Source organism: Enterobacter sp. BIDMC 27, from assembly GCF_000534415.1.
Taxonomy (GTDB): Bacteria; Pseudomonadota; Gammaproteobacteria; order Enterobacterales; family Enterobacteriaceae; genus Enterobacter; species Enterobacter hormaechei_C.
The window spans coordinates 3758419-3778419 of sequence record NZ_KI973178.1; the positions used below are offsets into that span (position 1 = coordinate 3758419).

At 56.1% G+C, this 20001-nt stretch carries 15 protein-coding genes; 8 read left to right on the forward strand and 7 right to left on the reverse strand.

The genetic code is table 11. The features are described 5' to 3' along the window. The first annotated feature begins 160 nt into the window (after positions 1 to 160). Positions 161 to 1075 carry a drug/metabolite exporter YedA gene (gene yedA / locus L463_RS05005; RefSeq protein WP_032103817.1) on the forward strand — a complete coding sequence of 305 codons (915 nt, stop codon included), beginning with the start codon at positions 161 to 163 and terminating at the stop codon, positions 1073 to 1075. Here yedA and L463_RS05000 read toward each other — a convergent pair. From L463_RS05000 to L463_RS04990, 3 genes are read right to left on the reverse strand one after another with little or no spacing between them, the layout of a single operon-like run. Then, positions 1047 to 1538 (reverse strand): very short patch repair endonuclease, encoded by a 492-nt coding sequence (locus tag L463_RS05000; protein WP_032673254.1) that lies wholly within the window; start codon positions 1536 to 1538, stop codon positions 1047 to 1049. The two genes, yedA and L463_RS05000, sit on opposite strands and share 29 nt — an antisense overlap. Next, a complete protein-coding gene (locus L463_RS04995; protein ID WP_108454210.1) occupies positions 1519 to 2952 on the reverse strand; it encodes a DNA cytosine methyltransferase in 1434 nt (477 codons plus the stop codon). Before L463_RS04995 ends, L463_RS05000 begins: the two co-directional genes overlap by 20 nt. Positions 2953 to 2995: 43 nt before the next feature. After that, positions 2996 to 3697 (reverse strand): phosphohydrolase, encoded by a 702-nt coding sequence (locus L463_RS04990; protein WP_023294960.1) that lies wholly within the window; start codon positions 3695 to 3697, stop codon positions 2996 to 2998. 284 nt (positions 3698 to 3981) lie between these two features. On the opposite strand from L463_RS04990, the gene ompC reads away from it, so the two are divergent. After that, positions 3982 to 5145, forward strand: coding sequence for a porin OmpC (gene ompC, locus L463_RS04985; RefSeq protein ID WP_023294961.1), 1164 nt, complete (start codon positions 3982 to 3984; stop codon positions 5143 to 5145). Positions 5146 to 5200: 55 nt separating this feature from the next. Here ompC and L463_RS04980 read toward each other — a convergent pair whose 3' ends face one another. Beyond that, a complete protein-coding gene (locus L463_RS04980; protein ID WP_015572428.1) occupies positions 5201 to 6064 on the reverse strand; it encodes an N-acetylmuramic acid 6-phosphate etherase in 864 nt (287 codons plus the stop codon). Positions 6065 to 6217: 153 nt separating this feature from the next. On the opposite strand from L463_RS04980, the gene L463_RS04975 reads away from it, so the two are divergent. After that, complete coding sequence (locus L463_RS04975; RefSeq protein WP_023294962.1) at positions 6218 to 7834, forward strand: sensor histidine kinase; 1617 nt, start codon at positions 6218 to 6220, stop codon at positions 7832 to 7834. After that, positions 7831 to 8550, forward strand: a complete 720-nt coding sequence (gene dcuR / locus L463_RS04970) for a two-component system response regulator DcuR (RefSeq protein WP_003859556.1) — start codon at positions 7831 to 7833, stop codon at positions 8548 to 8550. The genes L463_RS04975 and dcuR overlap by 4 nt, the downstream gene beginning before the upstream one ends. On the opposite strand, the gene L463_RS04965 is transcribed toward dcuR, so the two are convergent. Both L463_RS04965 and L463_RS04960 read right to left on the reverse strand, forming a co-directional pair. Continuing rightward, on the reverse strand, positions 8531 to 9493 hold the full coding sequence (locus L463_RS04965) for an FAD:protein FMN transferase (RefSeq protein WP_023294963.1): 963 nt from the start codon (positions 9491 to 9493) through the stop codon (positions 8531 to 8533). The genes dcuR and L463_RS04965 overlap by 20 nt on opposite strands. Positions 9494 to 9551: 58 nt before the next feature. After that, positions 9552 to 12332 carry a flavocytochrome c gene (locus tag L463_RS04960; RefSeq protein ID WP_023294964.1) on the reverse strand — a complete coding sequence of 927 codons (2781 nt, stop codon included), beginning with the start codon at positions 12330 to 12332 and terminating at the stop codon, positions 9552 to 9554. 608 nt (positions 12333 to 12940) lie between these two features. Here L463_RS04960 and L463_RS04955 point away from each other — a divergent pair. Continuing rightward, positions 12941 to 14449: an anion permease gene (locus L463_RS04955; RefSeq protein WP_017383327.1), complete on the forward strand. Its 1509-nt coding sequence runs from the start codon at positions 12941 to 12943 to the stop codon at positions 14447 to 14449. Between the two features lie 55 nt (positions 14450 to 14504). After that, a complete protein-coding gene (gene fumA / locus L463_RS04950) occupies positions 14505 to 16154 on the forward strand; it encodes a class I fumarate hydratase FumA (protein WP_032103815.1) in 1650 nt (549 codons plus the stop codon). Here the strand turns inward: fumA and L463_RS04945 are convergent. Continuing rightward, positions 16143 to 17075 (reverse strand): LysR family transcriptional regulator, encoded by a 933-nt coding sequence (locus L463_RS04945; RefSeq protein WP_198923535.1) that lies wholly within the window; start codon positions 17073 to 17075, stop codon positions 16143 to 16145. The genes fumA and L463_RS04945 overlap by 12 nt on opposite strands. A gap of 67 nt (positions 17076 to 17142) precedes the next feature. On the opposite strand from L463_RS04945, the gene L463_RS04940 reads away from it, so the two are divergent. Then, complete coding sequence (locus L463_RS04940; protein WP_032103813.1) at positions 17143 to 18438, forward strand: serine hydrolase domain-containing protein; 1296 nt, start codon at positions 17143 to 17145, stop codon at positions 18436 to 18438. Between the two features lie 260 nt (positions 18439 to 18698). Further along, positions 18699 to 20000 (forward strand): MFS transporter, encoded by a 1302-nt coding sequence (locus tag L463_RS04935; protein ID WP_023303938.1) that lies wholly within the window; start codon positions 18699 to 18701, stop codon positions 19998 to 20000. Position 20001 lies beyond the last annotated feature (1 nt).

The following is a 20001-nucleotide window of genomic DNA, read 5'->3' on the forward strand; positions in this document are numbered from 1 at the left end:
TTTGCTAATTAAGTGAATAGTATGGAACAAAACTCACCGCCCGGAAACTGGCACCTCGCGTCAACAAAAATTTCACATCAACAACACAATTAAAGCACTCGCCAGGCTGATAGTTTTGGCGTTAACTATGAGCGAACTTTTTATTTCGTCGTGAGGGACTATGCGTTTCCGGCATTTATTACCGCTCATTGGAGCACTCTTTTCCCTGTATATCATCTGGGGGTCCACCTATTTTGTCATTCGTATAGGCGTGGAAAGCTGGCCCCCGCTGATGATGGCCGGTATTCGTTTCCTTACGGCCGGCGTGCTGCTGATGGCGTTTTTATTGCTGCGCGGCCACAGACTACCGCCGCGGCGTCCCCTGCTTAACGCCGCCCTGATTGGCCTGCTGCTGCTGGCGGTGGGCAATGGCGCGGTAACCGTCGCCGAACACCAGAACGTGCCGTCGGGCATCGCCGCCGTGGTCGTCGCAACCGTGCCGCTGTTTACGCTCTGCTTTAGTCGCCTCTTCGGGATCCGCACCCGTAAGCTCGAATGGCTGGGCATCGCGATTGGGCTTGTGGGTATCATCCTGCTGAACAGCGGCGGTAACCTGAGCGGGAACCCCTGGGCTGCCGTTCTGATCATGATCGGCTCCATGAGCTGGGCCTTCGGCTCGGTCTACGGTTCACGCATCGAGCTGCCCTCCGGGATGATGGCAGGTGCGATTGAGATGCTCGCGGCGGGCATTGTGCTGCTGATGGCCTCCGCGTTGACGGGTGAAAAACTGACGGCGATGCCAGACCTTTCAGGTTTCCTGGCCGTCGGGTATCTGGCGCTGTTTGGCTCGATTATCGCCATCAACGCCTATATGTACCTGATTCGCAACGTCTCACCGGCGGTTGCCACCAGCTACGCCTACGTTAACCCGGTGGTTGCCGTGCTGCTGGGTACCGGTTTTGCGGGCGAAGTGCTGTCGACGATTGAATGGCTGGCGCTGGGTGTGATTGTCTTTGCCGTGGTGCTGGTCACGCTGGGTAAATATTTGCTGCCCGCAAAACCGATTGTCAAGACGTGTGAGGTGGAGAAACCGTGATCGGGTGAATGCCCTGGGTATCGATCTGCGCGGCCTGACCGCCGCCGCAGATCCACTCTTCCAGCCGCTCCGTCAGTTCCACGTCATTCAGCTTCATTCTTCCGCGCAGCGCGCACTCCCAGACAATCAGCACCCGCCAGCCCTGAGCGTAAAGCTGAGAAACATCGCGTTTATCACGCTCGACGTTTCTGCCAATCTTCTCCAGCCAGAAGTCGGTGAGTGTCGCCGGGACTTTAAACAGATAGCAGTCGTGATGATGCCAGAAACAGCCGTGGGTAAAGATGATACACTGGTACGCGTCGATGACGAAATCAGGACGCCCGGCAAGCGTGGCATCCTGAACCCTGAATTCAAACCCGGCGGCGGTCAGAAGGCCCGCGATCCGTTTTTCAATCGCGGTATCACGCGTGCCGATGGCACGCATGTTTTTACTGCGCGTGGCCTTATTGTGAACGTCCGCCATCGACGGCCTCGCTCTGACGAAGCTGAACGGCCTTGCTGATGCGTGAGGCCAGCAGTTTAGCTACCGCGGCAAAGGCTGGCACCACCACCGAGTTGCCAAACTGACGATAGGCCTGGGTATCCGACACCGGGATGCGAAAACTGTAGCCCTGCGGCGTCTCAAAGCCCATTAAGCGGGCGCACTCGCGCGGCGTTAAGCGCCGCGGCCGGTGCTGTTGGTTCTGGGGATGGTCAAAATCTTTTTCGCCCAGCGCCTTATCCCAGCCGCGATCGATAAGAATTTCCGCGCCATCTTTGTAATAGCGCGCCGACAGCGTACGCGTCACGCTATCAGGATTAAGCGGATTGACCATGCCAAACCCAAAGCCATTGCCTTTGGCCTGATGCTTTTTGGCATAGCGATAGAGGTATTTCCACAGCACCGGCGTCAGAATGAATTTCGCATCGACGGCGGGCTCCAGCAGATCGGCCACCGTCGGTCGGCGCGCCGGATACAGCGAAGGCAAATCACGCAGCGTAAAATCGCCTTTCAGATTGAGATCGCGGCGAAAGCCCACCAGCACGATGCGTTCCCGGTGCTGTGGCAGGAAGTGTTTGCCGTCGATAATTTTCGGATCGTCCGGCCCCATGTCCTCTGCATCCGCCACGTCGTAACCCAGTTCATCCAGCGTTTGCATGATAATGCGGAAGGTTTTGCCGCCGTCATGACTCTTTAAATTCTTGACGTTCTCCAGCACAAAAATTGCCGGGCGGCGGGCATCAATAATCCGGGCAACGTCAAAGAACAGTGTGCCCTGCGTATCGCAGGCAAAGCCGTGTGCGCGTCCCAGCGCGTTCTTCTTCGACACGCCAGCCAGCGAGAACGGCTGGCACGGAAAACCTGCCAGCAGCACGTCGTGCGCCGGAATGGTATTGCGAATGTGTTCGGCGGCCTCTTGATCGCTGACGCCGGTTTTGTGGCTCAGCGTGACATCACGAATATCCGCGTTGAACTGGTGCGCGTCGGGATCGCAATACCAGTTGGCTTTATAGGTACGGACGGCATGTTTATTCCATTCACTGGTGAACACACACTGCCCGCCAATAGCTTCAAAGCCATGGCGAATGCCGCCGATACCGGCAAAGAGATCGATAAAGCGAAAGGCATAATTTGGATGCGCAGCAGGCGGACGCGGCAGCAGGTTGCGCAGATAGCGGAACTCACCGTCGCTCAGGCGGTGCCCTGCCCTGTCGCTTATCAGCAGCCGCTTGAGTATCGCCGGGCTCCAGTGGCTCTCGCCATGGGCCACCAGCTGGTTTGCCAGCGTTTTAGCATCATACATTTCCAGCAGCTGACGCAGGAGTGCCTGCACGGCTGCCGTTGATTTCTCAACCCGCTCAGGCGCGGGCACAGTCACTGATCGATTTTCCTGCATTCTCTTAACCGGACAATAAAGACAGAAAACAGAGTACCACAGTTCAGGATCGCACACTGCGACGGAAATGGGTCAATATCTGGCTGTCGGTTCCGAGGTAATCGCCCTGTAATTCGGCACTCAGCTTCGCCATAAACTGGATCAGAAAATCGGCATTGTGACGCGCAAGTTCGCGCCCCCGCGCGGTTTGCATGGTGTCAGGCAGGCGCAGGAGTTTGGTCTGAAAGTGGTCGAGCGCGAAGGCTTTATCATCCAACTCTCGTGTTCCGGCGAACGGGTCGTCGGCATCAAACAGCGCGGCGCCCAGCGCACCGGAGACGGCAAAGACGCGCGCCAGGCCGATAGCGCCTAACGCCTCCAGCCGGTCGGCATCCTGCACAATTTTGGCCTCCAGGCTTTGCGGCGCGATACCGGCACTGAAGCTGTGCGCTTCAATAGCATGCTCAACGGCTGCATAACGATCCGGCGGAAAATCAGGAAAATCGCGACTCAGGATCTCGCGCGTTTTTCCCGCTGCCAGCCGCGAGGAGTGGCTACGTTCCGGGTGATTTTTCGGCAGGCTGACAATGTCATGGAAGTAGCATGCGGTCAGCACAACCAGCGGATCGCTATCCTCGTCAGCCATAATACCCTGCGCCGTCATCCAGACGCGGCGAAAATGGGCGATATCGTGCGCCGTATCATCAGTAAAATGATTTTCGTCGAGCCAGCGCTCAAAACGGTGTTGCCACTGCGCAAGTTCCATCATCCTGTCCTGTTGCTCAAAAGTGAGTGAATTATAATACACCCGAATTAAAACCCTTTATAAATAGAATTACGAAATACTTAATAATAATTACCCTCTATATTTTCAATGAATTAATTCATATGAAAAATAAAGAGATAAAAAGAAATATTTTGCAATATTTTTACCACTTTAATTACATTTATTTTTGAACCTAAATAATAATCCATAGAATAGTATCAGCCATGTAGTTACGGAGGGTAATTACATATATTCAGACAATTTATATTTAAAGGGAATATATAATGAAAAGAAAAGTTCTGGCAATTCTCGTACCCGCGTTATTAATGGCTGGCGCAGTAAATGCGGCGGAAATGTATAACAAGAATGGCAACAAAGTTGACCTGTACGGTAAGGTTGATGCGCGTCATACCTTCTCCGACAACCCTGGCGACGACGGCGATGAAACCTATGTACAGGTGGGTTTCAAAGGCGAAACGCAGATCACGAACGACCTGACAGGCTATGGCCAGTGGGAATATAAAACCTACGCTAACGACACCGAAGGCGCAGGGGATAAATCTTTCAACCGTCTGGCATTCGCTGGCCTGAAATATGGCGACTACGGCTCATTTGATTACGGCCGTAATTACGGCGTCGTGTATGACGTAGAAGCCTGGACCGATATGCTGCCGGTATTTGGTGGAGATTCTTACACCTGGACCGATAACTTCATGAACGGTCGTGCTAACGGTCTGGCGACCTATCGTAATAACGATTTCTTCGGTCTGGTCGACGGCCTGAACTTTGCGCTGCAATACCAGGGTAATAATGAAGGTGGCAACGCAAACGAAAATCAGGAAGGCACCAAAAACGGCCATGATGATGTTCGTTTCCAGAACGGCGACGGCTTCGGTATGTCCACCTCTTATGACTTCTCTGGCGATCTGTCTGGTCTGAGCCTGGGTGCTGCATACTCTTCTTCTGACCGTACTAACGAACAAGTCGGTGCGGGTAGAAATAACGCCCACTTTGCTGGCGGTGAAACAGCCGAAGCATGGACCATTGGCGCGAAATACGATGCCAATAACGTCTATCTGGCAATGATGTACGCTGAAACCCGCAACATGACCCCATACGGCGATGATGGTATTGCGGATAAGACTCAGAACTTCGAAGCAGTGGCACAATATCAGTTCGACTTCGGTCTGCGTCCATCCCTGGCATGGGTTTACTCTAAAGGTAAGGACATGACTTATCCAGGCTACGCCGGCAACCCGCAGGGTCAGAAAGGCGATATGGATCTGGTTAACTACATCGACGTGGGCATGACCTACAGCTTCAACAAGAACTTCTCTACCTATGTTGACTACAAAATCAACATGCTGGACAACGATGAACGCTTCTACGAAGCAAACGGTATTTCTACCGATGACATCGTTGGCGTAGGCATGACCTACCAGTTCTAATCCCCATCAATATTAAAGCCCGCGATGCGGGCTTTTTTTATTTGACGCTGAAATATTACGGCGCTTCCTGCAAGGCCAGGCGAACAAACCCGTTATTCTGCGCCAGCAATTCGTGCGCTTTCCAGGCATCCAGCCCTGTCAGCACCATCAGTACCGCCGTTTTGCACTGGTGGTTGCAGCTTTCCAGCGCGGCCTTCGCCTGAGCCCGGCTACATCCCCCCGCTTCCATCACAATGGCAATTTGTCGTTCGGCCCATCTGGTATTGCTTGCCTCCAGATCAACGCGCAGGTTGCTGTACACCCGTCCGGAACGTACCGCCAGACCGGTGGTGATCATATGCAGGATCATGCTTTGCGCAATGCCTGCTTTAGCGTTGGTATACCCGGCCACCACATCCGCGCCCAGTTCGGGGGCAATGACCATGCTCGCCAGCTGCGCCGCTTCACTTTGCGCATCCTCCGTAATGATCGCAACCGTTGAGCCCAGAGACCACGCATGACGCATCGCGCCCCATACCCATGGGGTTTTGCCGCTGACGGACAGCGCCAGCATCATGTCATGCTCGCCAAATTCTATCGTCTGAAGGTCGGCAACGCCGCGCGCGTAGCTACCGGCGTGATCGCCTGCTGTCATCGCAATGACGGGATGTTTTCCCGGCGCAAACGCTTCTGCCGCCTGTTCAGCCACGCGTCCGGACGCGCCCGCGCCGGTCAGTACCAGACGTCCGCCGTGGCTAAGCGTCGCCGCCGCGTTATCCACCACGCGGGCCAGCATACTTAAGTGAGGGGTAAGTGCAGAAGAGATTTGCGCGTCATCCTGGTGTATGACGTTAAGCATATCCAGCGTCGATAATCTGTCGATGTTCGTGGTGCTGGCGTGCCGTCTTTCCCTGGCCGTACCGGTAAGCATAATGCTCATAAACTGCCTCCTTATTATGAGTACCCTCACACTATAAAGTGTTTTATATAGGTCACCTGAGAGGAGGCTCACGAAACGCCTCTCTTTACATGGCTTTATGAAACGCCCGTCATCAGCGATAATTAGCCCTTTCTTATTCATCGCGGAGTGTTAATGAGCGATTTGCAGCCCTTCCCCCCGACGCGCAAGCGCCCTATGAAGCTGAATACGCTGGTTACGCTGATGGTGTGCGCGATTATCGGCTCAGTGCTGCTGGTGGTCTTCGCGCTGTACTCTGTGCAGATCACCCGCGCCACGCGCGATGACGTGAAAGATACCGCGCTGGGTATCGCCCGGACGCTGGCCGACAGCCCGGAGATCAAGCGTGGCCTGATGGAATCGCCGCAGGCTGGCATCATCCAGCCGATTGCCGAGGCGGTGACGAAGCGCAACGACCTGCTGTTTACCGTGGTCACCGACCTGCGTGGGATCCGCTATTCCCATCCAAACGAAGCGCTGTTAGGTTTGCATTTTATTGGCGACGATCTGACGCCCGCCCTGGAAGGGAAAGAGAATGTCTCCGTTAACCGCGGCGCGCTCGCGGAAGCGCTGCGCGTCTTTACGCCAGTGTATGACGACCAGCACGACCAGATCGGCGTGGTGGTGGTGGGTATTTCGCTGAATAAAGTTGAAGATCAGATTGCCCGCGGGCGGCTCAACGCCGTGTGGACCATCTTATTCAGCGTTCTGATGAGCTCAGTGGCGATATGGGGTCTGGTCCGGGTTCTGAAACGTATCCTCTTTGGGCTGGAGCCTTACGAAATCTCAGCTCTCTTTGAGCAGCGCCAGGCCATGTTGCAGTCCCTGCGCGAAGGCGTGATGGCCGTGGATATGCACGGGCGCGTGACGATGATTAACCACACCGCCAGAGAAATATTACTCCTGACCTCAGGCCAGCACTCCGAAAGCAGCAGTGAACCGCTGCTGGCCAGCCTGCGCGAAGTATCCAGGACCGGCATTGCCCGCCAGGATCAGGAGATCGGCTGTAACGGGCGGCTGTTGCTCTGCAACATGGTCCCCGTGAAAAGCCAGAATCAGGTGATCGGGGCGATCAGCACGTTCCGCGATAAGACCGAAATCAGCCAGTTAATGCAGCGTATTGATGGCATGGTCAGCTACGTTGATGCCCTGCGCGCTCATACGCACGAGTTTATGAACAAGCTGCACGTGATCCTCGGCCTGCTGCACATGAAGCGCTACGATAAGCTGGAGGAGTACATCATCCAGACCGCGCAGAATTATCAGACGGATATCGGCGCGATACAACGTAAAGTTAAATCGCCGGTCATTGCGGGCTTCCTGCTGGGTAAAATTAACCGCGCTAAAGAGGCCGGAGTGACCCTGACGCTGGCGGAGGAGAGTCAGCTTCCCGACACCGCCAATGAAGAGCAGGTTGCGGTGCTGATCACCGTGCTGGGCAATTTAATCGAAAATGCCCTGGATGCGATGGAAGGCCAGCCGGAAGGCGAGATAGGCCTGCTGCTGCATTATCAGAACGGCTGGCTGAGCGGTGAGGTCAGCGATGACGGTCCCGGCATTGATCCCGAGCGGCTGGAGGCTATTTTTACAAAGGGCTACTCAACAAAAGGTGAAAACCGCGGCGTTGGGCTGTTCCTTGCGCGTCAGCAGATCCAGAATCTGGGCGGAGATATTACCGTCGAGTCGGAGCCTGGCGTATTTACCCAATTTTTTGTTCAGATCCCCTGGGATAGCGAGAGGAATATCGCGTGATAAATGTGTTAATTGTCGATGATGACGCCATGGTAGCCGACCTCAACCGTCTGTATGTTAACCGCGTTGAGGGTTTTAGCTGCTGCGGCGTCGCTTCCACGCTCAACCAGGCCGAGGCGTTGATCGCCAACCCAGGCCAGCCGATCGATCTGGTGCTGCTGGATGTCTATATGCAGCAGGATAACGGGCTGGATCTGCTGCCCATCATCCGCGCGTCGGGCCGCCCGATTGACGTCATCATGATCTCGTCGGCCTCCGACGCCGCAACGATCCAGACCTCAATGCACTATGGCGTGGTGGATTACCTGATTAAACCGTTCCAGTTCCCGCGTTTTGAAGAGGCGCTGAACGGCTGGAAGGCAAAGCGCAGCCTGATGGGATCGCATCAGTATTATGAACAGGCCGACGTCGACAGGCTGATCCACGGCGGCGCGCCGGAGCTGGCCGACAGCAAAAAATTACCGAAAGGCCTGACGCCGCAGACGCTGCGCACCATTTGCCAGTGGATCGACAGCCATCCGGAGATAGAGTTTTCCACCGACGATCTGGCGAATGCGGTCAACATTTCCCGCGTCTCCTGCCGCAAATACCTGATCTGGCTGGCGCAAATTAATATCCTGTTCACCAGCATTCACTACGGCGCTACCGGCCGGCCGGTATATCGCTACCGTTTGCAGCCGGAACAGGTCGGCCTACTCAAACAGTACTGCCAGTAATTCGGTAGCTGTCGTCCAGAAGGGTAAAACGGAAGTGGTGCATCGAGGAGATCACCACTTCTTTTGTTTTGGTGACAAAGATGGCTTCAATATCGGGGCGCGAACGCAGCGCGGCGCAGCCCTTTTCCACGCCCATGCCGTAGATCAGCGTGGTCCAGATATCGCCGTCGAGGGAGTCTGGCGAAATAATCGTCACGCTGTCCAGTTCGTTATCCAGCGGGTAGCCGGTGCGTGGGTCAAGTATGTGGTGATAACGTTTGCCGTTCAGCTCGAAGTAACGCTCATAGGTGCCTGACGTCACCACCGACCGGTTTTCGACCGTCATGGCGCCAATCAGCGCGTCACCGGCGAACGGTTTTTTCAGGCCGACGCGCCAGCCGCCCTCCGGCGAACCTAACGTCTGAACGTTGCCGCCAAGGTTGATCAGCCCGAGTTCAGCGCCCTCTTTATGCAGGTGATCCCGCACCCTGTCGGCGATATAGCCTTTAGCAATGGCCCCCAGATCGATCTCCATTCCCTGGCGAGTAAGGAACACGCTGCTGTTGGCTTCATCCAGCACCACGTCCGCAGGATGCGTGATGCCCAGCAAGGCGGCGATCTCGTCCGCGGGCGGTACCACGTCCCCCTTAAAGCCAATTTTCCAGCGCTTCACCAGCGGGCCGATCGCCAGGTTAAAGGCGCTGTCTTTAAGCAGGCTGGCCGCTTTCGCGCAGCGGATCAGCTCGAACACCGGGCGACTGACGGCAACCGGATGCTGACCGGCCGCATGGTTGATGTCCATTACCTGGGAGTGCGCTCGGTTAACGGTGAGCAGATCTTCGTACTGTTTGATCAGGCGAAATACGCGAGAGGCAAGCGCTTCGTCATGGGAAAAGAGTTTCAGGAGGATGGGCGATCCCATCAGAACGGCGGAGTAGCTGTAAACACGATGGCTATCAGGCATTTCATGAGTCCTCAGATGTAGCCCCGGCAGGCACCGCGCCGCCGGGGAAACAGGAGCCTTACCGTGTTTTCGAACGCATAGCCGCCTGATGTCCTGCAAGCGTACCAAAAATAATGATATCTGCCACCGCGTTACCGCCGATGCGGTTACCGCCATGGATGCCCCCGACAACCTCACCCGCAGCAAACGCTCCCGGCAATACGTTGTGGTTGCTGTCCAGCACGCAGGTTTCTGTGTTAATGGTCACGCCGCCCATGGTGTGGTGAACGCCCGGTGCAATCTGAATGGCGTAGAACGGCCCTTCGTTGATTGGCGCACGCAGCGCGGTGGTGCGACCGAAATCATCGTCGTGCTGTTTCTCCACAAAGCCGTTGTAGCGTTCCAGCGTTGCCAGGAACTGGTGGTGATCCATCCCCAGCGCTTCCGCCAGGGCTTTTGGCGAGCTGGCGCTGGTAACAAACCCTTTTGCGATGTACTCATCCGCGGCTTTGTTTTTGGCGCGAACATGCTCGTCAAAGACGATGTAAGCGTATTTCTCCGGCAGCGCGATGATCTGCGCCGAGACTTTGTCGCGGGTCGACATTTCGTTATAGAAGCGGTTGCCCTGCTGGTTTACCAGAATCGCCCCGCCGCCGCGGATGGATTCGGAAATCAGATACGACGTTTTCTGCTCAACGGTTGGGTGGATCTGAATTTCGCCCATATCCACGGTGCCCGCACCGATACGCTCCAGCAGCGCGATACCGCCTCCGGTCGCCCCTTTGTGGTTGGTGGTAACGAACCCTGCCAGATCCGGACGGTATTTCACCACCATCTGGCTGTTGGCGCTGAAGCCGCCCGTTGCCACAATCACGCTTTTAGTTGCCACGGTGAGGGTTTCGTTCTCTTCGGTGGTCAGACGCACGCCGGTCACTTCGCCATTTTCGAAAATGATGTCGCTCACGGAGGTATCCAGCATCACCTCGATGTTGCGCTTGTTGACGTTACGCACCAGGCCGCTGATCAGATACCCGCCCACTGCGGAACCGTCTTTCGGACGGTGCGTACGGTCGATGCTCATCCCGCCGGTGGTGGTAATGTCGTTCAGCATAATGCCGCGCGTGGCCAGCCATTCGATAGCCTGCGGCGCGTTCTCGACAAAGCGACGCAGCAGTTCAGGGTCGTTCTTGTTGCCACCGCCTTTCAGACTTTCCTGGTAGAACAGCTCTTTGCTGTCCTGAATACCTTTCACGCGCTGGAAGCGGGTCTCCGCCGCGTTCATCCCGGCCGAGGCTTTAATGGTGTTCCCGCCGATGGTGGGCATTTTCTCGACGATCAGCACGCTCGCGCCTTCGTCATGCGCCTGAATCGCCGCCGCCAGACCGGCGCCGCCGCTGCCGACCACCACCACATCCACGCTTTTAGTCTCATTCGGGTCAGCGCCCTCTTCCGCCGCCAGCGCTTTGCTGGATTTCAGCATCGCCTTCGAGACCGCTTTTTTCACCGCCTCGCTCTGGCTGGTCGCGCCCGTAATCGCGTCTACATGCGGGGTGTTGGCATCCAGAATACGGGTACGGATCTCTTCGAAGCTGGTGACAAACTCGACGTCTTCACTCGGGCCGGAGGCCAGTTCGATATCGGCGATGCGGTCGGTTTCGAGGCTGACGTTAATCACCAGCTCGTTAGCATCGTCCTGCACTTTTTCAATAAAGGTGCCCGGTTTGAATTTAGATTCGCCCATGCTCATGTCGCGGATCATCGCTTCCACCAGCGAGAAGCGCCACAGCGGTTCCGGGATGCTCAGTTCTTCGCGTCGGGTACTGTCCATAAACAGCTCCAGGCTTTCGCCCGACGCGATGCGATCGGTCCAGTCCGGATAGGCGATGGTGGCGCGGCCAACGGCAATCAGGTCGTAACCGTGATCCAGCGCTTCATTCACATCCGTGGCATTTACCACGCCGCCAACGCCCATCACCGGTACCTGCGCCAGCGTGTCAGAGCGCATGGCGCAGTATTTTTCGATAAGTGGCGTCGGGTCCTGAGTATCGACGATAGATGAACGCAGGGCGGCACCAAGGGAGAAGTGGAGATAATCTACCCCGCGCGCGGCCAGTTTTTCCAGCAGATACAGGGTGTCTTCGAAGCGAATGCCCGGGACTTCAAGCTCTTCCGGAGAGAAACGGTAGCCAATGATAAACGCGTCGTCCGCGTACTGGCGCACCATCTTGTGGGTAATGTCCAGCACCGCCAGCGGGAATTTCGCGCGGTTTTCGCGGCTGCCGCCCCACTCGTCGTCGCGCTGGTTAGAGTTCGGGGAGAAGAACTGCTGGATCAGATAGGTATTCGCCCCGTGGATTTCGACGCCGTCGAACCCGGCCTGAATTGCGCGGCGCACGGCTTCGCCGAACTTGCCGATCATGCCTTCCACCTCTTCCGCGGTCAGGGCAACCGGCGTGGCGGCACCGTCACGCGGCGCGGCAACGGCGCTTGGGCCAACCGGCGTGCGACCCCCAATCAGTTTTGGGTCGACCATACGGCCGCCGTGGTAGATTTGCAGCAGGGCTTTAGAGCCTTTGGACTTGATGGCGTCAGCGATTTTTGCCAGCCCGGCGATTTTCTCGTCGTTATCAATACCAATTGCGCCCGGGAACGCCAGGCCGAGATCGTCAACAAAACAGCACTCCACGATGATGGTGCCGATGCTGCCCGCGCGGGCGCGGTAGTACTCCACCAGCTCGCTGGTCACGGTGCCATCGTAATAACCGGTACAGGTTGTCATCGGGGCCATTAACAAACGGTTTTTCAGTTCAGTACCATTCGGTAATGTGAAGGGGCTTAAAATACGTTCGTTAGTGCTCATAATAGAAACTCCAAACTTTAAAAATTAAGAATTCGTTATCGGGATGATTTTTTATTTCGTGTTTTTTGCCGATGTCATGATAGTAATATAAAGCTTTTTTTAGTTTCTAAAGTCATTACGTTAGTTAATAAACTATTTAATCCCTTCGATAACATTAATAACACATTGGTGTTAGCGGGAATGTTTCACTCGTTCACAAGAATTTAAAAAAAGTTAAATTATAAAAGGTCAAACCAATACACCAAATCTATCAAAAAACCTTATAAAACAAATACAAACAAAATCACCAGAATTTAAATGTTATAGTTTTGATACATAAAATGCGTAAAGCTAGCGAATAACCACACTACTCAGAGTGGTTATTATAAAAAATATAAAAATAGCCATTCAGTTCCGTTTTTTTGATCGCGATCAATAGTTATGGCATTCAAAAGAGCAATATAAAAACATCATCATTTTTTATTTAGCGCAAACCAAAATGCGTTAAATCGCTATTAGTGAAAACACAAATCCGCACCTTAAATAACTAAAAAAAGCAAAAAGGATATTTCAATCGAATTTGTGTTTTCGCCGGGCGACGAATTTTTGACAACTTAAGACGTGAAACTATGAATACAAAAACTGCTGTAACGCCTCCTGCGGCGAATCTGGCATCAAATGGAACAGCAAAACGACTGCTGATGATGGCTTTGCCCGTCATTGTTGCCGTCCTGCTGTTGTTTGTCCCCGTTCCGGAAGGGCTGCCGCCTTATGCGTGGCACTACTTCGCCATCTTTGTCGGCGTCATCGTCGGCTTAATTTTCGAACCGCTGCCGGGCGCCGTGATCGGTCTTACCGGCGTCGTGGCGATTGCGCTGTGCAGCCAGTGGGTACTCTTTAGCCCGGAACAGCTGGCTGACCCAAAATTCAAGCTGGCGGGCGCCTCCTTTAAATGGGCGGTCAGCGGGTTTGGTAACTCCACCGTCTGGCTGATTTTCGGTGCCTTTATGTTCGCCGCAGGCTACGACAAAACCCGCTTCGGCCGCCGTCTGGCGCTGATTCTGGTGAAGTACCTGGGCCGTCGCAGCCTGACGCTCGGTTACGCCATTACGTTTGCGGACCTGCTGCTGGCCCCGTTCACCCCATCCAACACCGCGCGCAGCGGCGGGACCATCTACCCGATCATCGCCAACCTGCCGCCGCTGTACGGTTCAAAACCCAATGACCCAAGCGCGCGCAAAATCGGTTCGTATCTGATGTGGGTAGCCATCACCGCGGCCTGTATCACCAGCTCGATGTTCCTTTCCGCTCTGGCACCTAACCTGCTGGCGCTGGCGCTGGTAAAAAGCACGGTTGGAATTGATATCTCCTGGGGGACCTGGTTCCTCGCCTTCCTGCCGCTGGGCATCCTGCTGATCCTGACCATGCCGCTGCTGGCCTACTGGTTCTACCCGCCGGAAGTAAAAGTGAATAACGAAGTACCGCTGTGGGCGACCCGTGAACTGGAAAAACTGGGCAAACTGTCGCGCAATGAGATCCTGCTGCTGGTGTTCGTGTGCTGTGCGCTGCTGATGTGGATCTTCGCCGCGGCGTGGATTGAACCGGCCATGGCTGCCCTGCTGATCGTTGGCCTGATGCTGTGGACCGGCGTGCTGGAGTGGAACGATATCACCGGTAACAAAGCCGCGTGGAATACCTTCGTCTGGTTCGCCACCCTGGTGGCGCTGGCGGATGGCCTCTCCTCCACCGGTTTTATCAGCTGGCTGGGTAAAGAAGGCGGCCTGCTGATGAGCGGTATTTCTCCGGGTGTCGCCACCATCGTGCTGCTGCTGGCGTTCTACCTGCTGCACTACCTGTTCGCCAGCACCACCGCGCACACCACGGCGCTGCTGCCTGCGATGCTGACCATCGCCTCCACCATTCCGGGCATGAATATGGAAGTGTTCGTTCTGCTGATGGTGACCTCGCTGGGCGTGATGGGGATCATTACCCCCTACGGTACGGGTCCAAGCCCGATTTACTACGGTAGCGGCTACCTGCCAACCAAAGACTACTGGCGCCTCGGCACCATCTTCGGCGCCATCTTCCTGGCAGCTCTGCTGCTGATTGGCTACCCGTGGATGTCCATGATGTTCTGATTCCTGACCGCCGGGCTAACCCTCCGGCGGTTTTATTTTTATGGAGCAATACGCTATGTCGAACAAACCCTTTTTCTACCAGAACCCCTTCCCCCTCGCGCATGACGACACCGAATATTATCTGCTGACCAAAGAGCACGTTTCCGTTGCCGAGTTCGACGGTCAGGAAGTGCTGAAAGTCGAGCCAGAGGCGTTGACCCTGCTGGCACAGCAGGCCTTCCACGACGCGGCATTTATGCTGCGCACCTCTCACCAGAAGCAGGTTGCGGCTATTCTGAGCGACCCGGAAGCCAGCGAGAACGATAAGTACGTTGCCCTGCAATTCCTGCGCAACTCCGAGATTGCGGCGAAAGGCGTGCTGCCCACCTGTCAGGATACCGGTACGGCAATCATTATGGGTAAGAAAGGCCAGCGCGTCTGGACCGGCGGCGGCGACGAAGCGGCGCTGAGTCAGGGCGTGTATAACACCTATATTGAAGACAACCTGCGCTACTCGCAGAATGCGGCGCTGGATATGTATAAAGAGGTGAACACCGGCACCAACCTGCCCGCGCAGATCGACCTCTACAGCGTTGATGGTGACGAGTATAAATTCCTGTGCATGGCGAAAGGCGGCGGTTCCGCCAATAAAACTTATCTGTATCAGGAAACCAAAGCGCTGATCACCCCGGCGAAGCTGAAAAATTATCTGGTTGAGAAGATGCGGACCCTGGGCACCGCGGCCTGCCCGCCTTACCATATCGCCTTCGTTATCGGCGGCACCTCAGCGGAAGCCACGCTGAAAACCGTCAAGCTCGCCTCTGCGCGCTATTACGATGGCCTGCCAACCGAAGGCAATGCGCACGGCCAGGCGTTCCGCGACGTCCAGCTCGAGCAGGAACTGCTTCAGGAAGCGCAAAACCTCGGCCTTGGCGCGCAGTTCGGCGGGAAATACTTCGCGCACGATATTCGCGTGATCCGTCTGCCGCGCCACGGCGCCTCCTGCCCGATCGGCATGGGCGTCTCCTGCTCCGCTGACCGCAACATCAAGGCGAAGATTAACCGCGACGGGATCTGGATTGAGAAGCTGGAGCACAACCCGGGCCAGTATATTCCTGAATCCCTGCGCCAGCAGGGAGAAGGCGACGTGGTAAGCATTGATCTGAACAAGCCGATGCCCGACATTCTGGCGCAGCTTTCCGCGCACCCGGTCTCCACCCGCCTGTCGCTGAGCGGCACCATCATCGTGGCGCGTGACATCGCCCATGCGAAGCTGAAAGAGCTGCTCGACAACGGGGAAGAACTGCCGCAGTACGTTAAAGATCACCCGATTTACTACGCAGGCCCGGCGAAAACGCCAGAAGGTTACGCGTCTGGCTCCTTAGGCCCAACCACCGCCGGACGTATGGACTCCTACGTGGACTTACTGCAATCCCACGGTGCGAGCATGATCATGCTGGCCAAAGGTAACCGCAGCCAGCAGGTCACCGACGCCTGCCATAAGCACGGCGGCTTCTACCTCGGCAGCATCGGCGGCCCGGCGGCGGTGCTGGCGCAAAACAGCATCAAGAGCCTGGAGTGCGTGGCGTATCCTGAACTGGGAATGGAAGCCATCTGGAAAATTGAAGTAGAAAACTTCCCGGCGTTTATCCTGGTGGATGACAAAGGCAACGACTTCTTCCAGCAGATCCAGAATAAACAGTGCAAAGGGTGCTCACAGCGCTGAACGTTTCCATAACGCCGGAAGCAGCGACAGCGTATCGTTGATCAACCCGCGCTTGTCGCTGCCCGGCTTCCAGATAGTGACCATCGTCTGGCTTATTCCCTGGCTGCCCACTTCGGTGGGCAGCCTTTTTACATTTTTCCACTGCGTTGCCTGAAGATGGGTCGGCAAAAACCCCCAGCCGCAGCCCTGCTCCAGCAGGCCGCGCAGCATCTCCAGTTCGTTAGTGAAAAGCGTGTGCCCTGAAATTTGCAGGCGACGGGCGACCGGCTCGTCTGATGCGGCATGCATAATCACCTGTGGCACCAGAGAGAGAGCGAGCAGCGACACCGGCGACGCAACCTCCGCAAAAAGCGCCGTTGCAGCGTAAAAATCCATTTCGATCGCCCCCAGCGCCCGCCACTCCATCTCATTGCCTACGCTGCGGTTGCGCGCCTGGCAGATCCCCAGATCGGCCTGACCGTTTGCCAGCATCGCTTCCGCCTCATCGCGCGATGCGCTGGTCAGGCTCAGGCGGATCTTTTTCGCCGCCAGTGTGGCAATCAGCGCCTGTAAAAAAGCTCTGGGGGTGAACGGATCGTAAACGAGGGCGATGTCCTGCGTCGCGCTGTCCGGTACCGATCTGGCAAACGCCTCAAACGCTTTGACCTGCCGCATCAGCAGGTGTGCCTGCCGCTGAAGCTGCTCCCCCTCCGGCGTCAGGCGCAGGCTGCGCCCCTCCCGCAGGAACAGAGCGTAGCCCAGCCCATCCTCAAGAAAATCGATCAGATCCCGCAGGGTAGTACGATCTTTGCCGAGTTTACTGGCCGCCTTCATCAGGCTGCCGTGTTCAGCGACGGCGGTGAACGCCTCAAGCTGGGCAAAGGAATAGATCAGTGATGCCACGTCATTCTCCACGCGATTTTCCGGGGGATTTTCCCCCATAACGCGTTTTTTATTATAGGCCGCAGGTTCTTAAACTGAAGTCCTTCCTGAGCCAAACGAGATAAATATGAAAATCAAAACAAACCGCACGCTGCTCGCGGCGCTGGTTGTCAGCAGCCTGCTCTCGCCCGCTGTTATGGCGGCCTGCAACGGTACCGACCTCACCACCTGTCCGGCGCCTTTCGACGCCAGACTCCCGGACGCACATACCATGCTCACCTGGAGCCAGGCCGATCGCGTGGTGGGCTTTCGCAATGACTACCGCAACTACGCGGGGGATGTGTTCCGCCACGGCAACGCTACGCCGCTGCTACCCGCAGAAAAACCGCTCACCGATGCCCGCTATCAGGTGAAGGGTAAGAGTTACACTCTTCAGGATTACCTGAAACGCCAGAACGTCAGCGGCATGCTGGTGCTGAAAAATGGCAAAGTGGCCTATAAATACCTGGGAGAAGGCAATACCGACTCAACGCTCTGGACGTCGCGCTCCGTGGGCAAATCCGTAGTCTCCGCGCTGGTGGGTGTTGCAATTAAAGAAGGGAAAATCCACTCCCTGGACGACCTTGTCACCCAATACGAACCTGATTTAAAAGGCACCGCCTGGGAGGGCGTAACGCTAAAACAGCTCATCACCCACACCTCTGGCGTGGCGTGGAACGAAGATTACACCAACCCGCAATCTGACTTCGCCCGGCTTACCGAATGCGAAGCGAAGCCGGGCACCTACAACTGCGTGCGCACCCTGGTGAAGGGGTTACACCGTGAACACCCGGCGGGCGAAAACTGGTCCTATTCCTCGGGTGGCGCCTGGCTGTTAGGCGATGTGCTTGAGCGCGCCACCAGCATGACGCTCGCGGCGTATCTGGAGAAGACCATCTGGCAGCCGTACGGCATGGCGAGCGACGGCGTGTGGCATGCCTACAGCAAAGGCCAGCACGACGTGGGTGCGCATGGGTTCAACGCCACGCTGGAAGACTGGGGGCGTTTCGGGAAGTTTATCCTGCATAACGGTACGCTGCCGGACGGGAAGCAGATCCTCCCCGAGGGCTGGGTGAAACAGTCCTCAGCCTGGACACAGGCCAAAGGATCGGTGTCCGACGCGCATCCGAAGGGGTTATACGGCTACCAGTGGTGGAACAACGAAGTACCAGCCACCGCCACACACGTGGAGCCGAAAGTCGAAAATTCGCTGAAGGATTCCCTGTGGGCGCTGGGTATATTTGGTCAGATGATCATGGTTAATCAGAAAGAAAATCTGGTTATCGTCCAGTGGTCCACCTGGCCGCAGGCAGAGCCGTCATTCAGCGCCCAGCCGCTGGAAGCGTCGCTGATGTTTAGCGCGATTGCGAACGCGCTGCGCTGATAATCCCAAGCCAGGCCCCGCCTGGCTTCTCACCTGCGCGATGTCACAAAACCGATATATCAGCAACTTAGCGAAATCGAGTAAATAAAAGATCACCAAAATGTTAAGTTATTGTTGAATATGTAAATACTGGTCAACGCTTTGTCATTAATGCACCACACGCATCAGTCCATGCGCTATTTGCGCTTATTAATTTCCACTTCCTGATCCAGTTTTCAGAAACAGACGAGCATAACGTCACTATAAAACTGGAGATAATCATGGTTTCCTCAACCTCACCTGCAACGCTTCGTGCCAAAGCGGGCGCGATTTTCCGCGTCACGTCGGGCAACTTTCTTGAGCAATTCGACTTCTTTCTGTTCGGCTTTTATGCCACCTACATCGCCCATACTTTTTTTCCGGCAAGCAGTGAATTTGCGTCCCTAATGATGACCTTCGCCGTCTTTGGCGCGGGCTTCCTGATGCGTCCGATCGGGGCCATTGTGCTGGGGGCTTACATTGATAAAGTGGGTCGCCGTAAAGGGCTGATCGTCACCCTGTCAATTATGGCCACCGGAACCTTCCTGATCGTGCTGATCCCTTCTTACCAGAGCATTGGCCTGTGGGCGCCGCTGCTGGTGCTGACCGGCCGCCTGTTGCAGGGTTTTTCGGCAGGCGCCGAGCTGGGCGGGGTTTCGGTTTATCTGGCGGAGATCGCCACGCCGGGCCGCAAGGGTTTCTACACCAGCTGGCAGTCGGGTAGCCAGCAGGTCGCCATTATGATCGCGGCGGCGATGGGATTTGCGCTGAATGTGGTGCTGCAAGAGAGTGCCATTCGCGAATGGGGATGGCGTATTCCGTTCCTGTTTGGCTGTCTGATTGTGCCGTTTATCTTTTTCCTGCGCCGCAAGCTCGAAGAGACCGAGGAATTCAGCGCCCGTCGCCACCATCTGGCAATGCGTCAGGTCTTCACAACGCTGCTCGCCAACTGGCCGGTAGTCGTCGCGGGCATGCTGATGGTGGCGATGACCACCACCGCGTTTTACCTGATCACCGTTTACGCGCCGACCTTCGGTAAAAAAGTCCTGATGCTTAGCGCGTCGGACAGTCTTCTGGTCACGCTGCTGGTGGCGGTGTCCAACTTCATCTGGCTTCCGGTGGGCGGCGCGCTGTCGGATCGCTTCGGGCGTAAACCGGTGCTGATCGCCATGACGCTGCTGGCGCTGGCGACCAGCTATCCGGCGCTGACGATGCTGGCCGCAGCCCCGAGCTTCTCAATGATGCTGACCGTGCTGCTGTGGCTCTCTTTCCTCTACGGCCTGTATAACGGCGCGATGATCCCGGCCCTGACGGAGATCATGCCAGCAGAGGTGCGCGTGGCGGGCTTCTCACTGGCTTACAGCCTGGCAACGGCGGTCTTTGGCGGTTTCACGCCGGTGATTTCGACTGCCTTAATTGAGTACACCGGCGACAAAGCCTCCCCGGGCTACTGGATGAGCTTTGCCGCCGTTTGCGCCCTGCTGGCAACGCTTTATCTCTATCGTCGTCGCACGTTAATCCTGCAAACTGCCGTTAAGGAGTGAT

What these genes read in the sequence shown, in the direction of transcription:
- L463_RS04955 (WP_017383327.1), top strand. Translation starts at nt 12,941, where the DNA reads ATGAATACAAAAACTGCTGTAACGCCTCCTGCGGCGAATCTGGCATCA.
- L463_RS04960 (WP_023294964.1), bottom strand. Translation starts at nt 12,332, where the DNA reads ATGAGCACTAACGAACGTATTTTAAGCCCCTTCACATTACCGAATGGT.
- L463_RS04935 (WP_023303938.1), top strand. Translation starts at nt 18,699, where the DNA reads ATGGTTTCCTCAACCTCACCTGCAACGCTTCGTGCCAAAGCGGGCGCG.
- L463_RS04990 (WP_023294960.1), bottom strand. Translation starts at nt 3,697, where the DNA reads ATGGAACTTGCGCAGTGGCAACACCGTTTTGAGCGCTGGCTCGACGAA.
- L463_RS04940 (WP_032103813.1), top strand. Translation starts at nt 17,143, where the DNA reads ATGAAAATCAAAACAAACCGCACGCTGCTCGCGGCGCTGGTTGTCAGC.
- yedA (WP_032103817.1), top strand. Translation starts at nt 161, where the DNA reads ATGCGTTTCCGGCATTTATTACCGCTCATTGGAGCACTCTTTTCCCTG.
- L463_RS04995 (WP_108454210.1), bottom strand. Translation starts at nt 2,952, where the DNA reads ATGCAGGAAAATCGATCAGTGACTGTGCCCGCGCCTGAGCGGGTTGAG.
- fumA (WP_032103815.1), top strand. Translation starts at nt 14,505, where the DNA reads ATGTCGAACAAACCCTTTTTCTACCAGAACCCCTTCCCCCTCGCGCAT.
- ompC (WP_023294961.1), top strand. Translation starts at nt 3,982, where the DNA reads ATGAAAAGAAAAGTTCTGGCAATTCTCGTACCCGCGTTATTAATGGCT.
- L463_RS04980 (WP_015572428.1), bottom strand. Translation starts at nt 6,064, where the DNA reads ATGAGCATTATGCTTACCGGTACGGCCAGGGAAAGACGGCACGCCAGC.
- L463_RS04965 (WP_023294963.1), bottom strand. Translation starts at nt 9,493, where the DNA reads ATGCCTGATAGCCATCGTGTTTACAGCTACTCCGCCGTTCTGATGGGA.
- L463_RS05000 (WP_032673254.1), bottom strand. Translation starts at nt 1,538, where the DNA reads ATGGCGGACGTTCACAATAAGGCCACGCGCAGTAAAAACATGCGTGCC.
- L463_RS04945 (WP_198923535.1), bottom strand. Translation starts at nt 17,075, where the DNA reads ATGGGGGAAAATCCCCCGGAAAATCGCGTGGAGAATGACGTGGCATCA.
- L463_RS04975 (WP_023294962.1), top strand. Translation starts at nt 6,218, where the DNA reads ATGAGCGATTTGCAGCCCTTCCCCCCGACGCGCAAGCGCCCTATGAAG.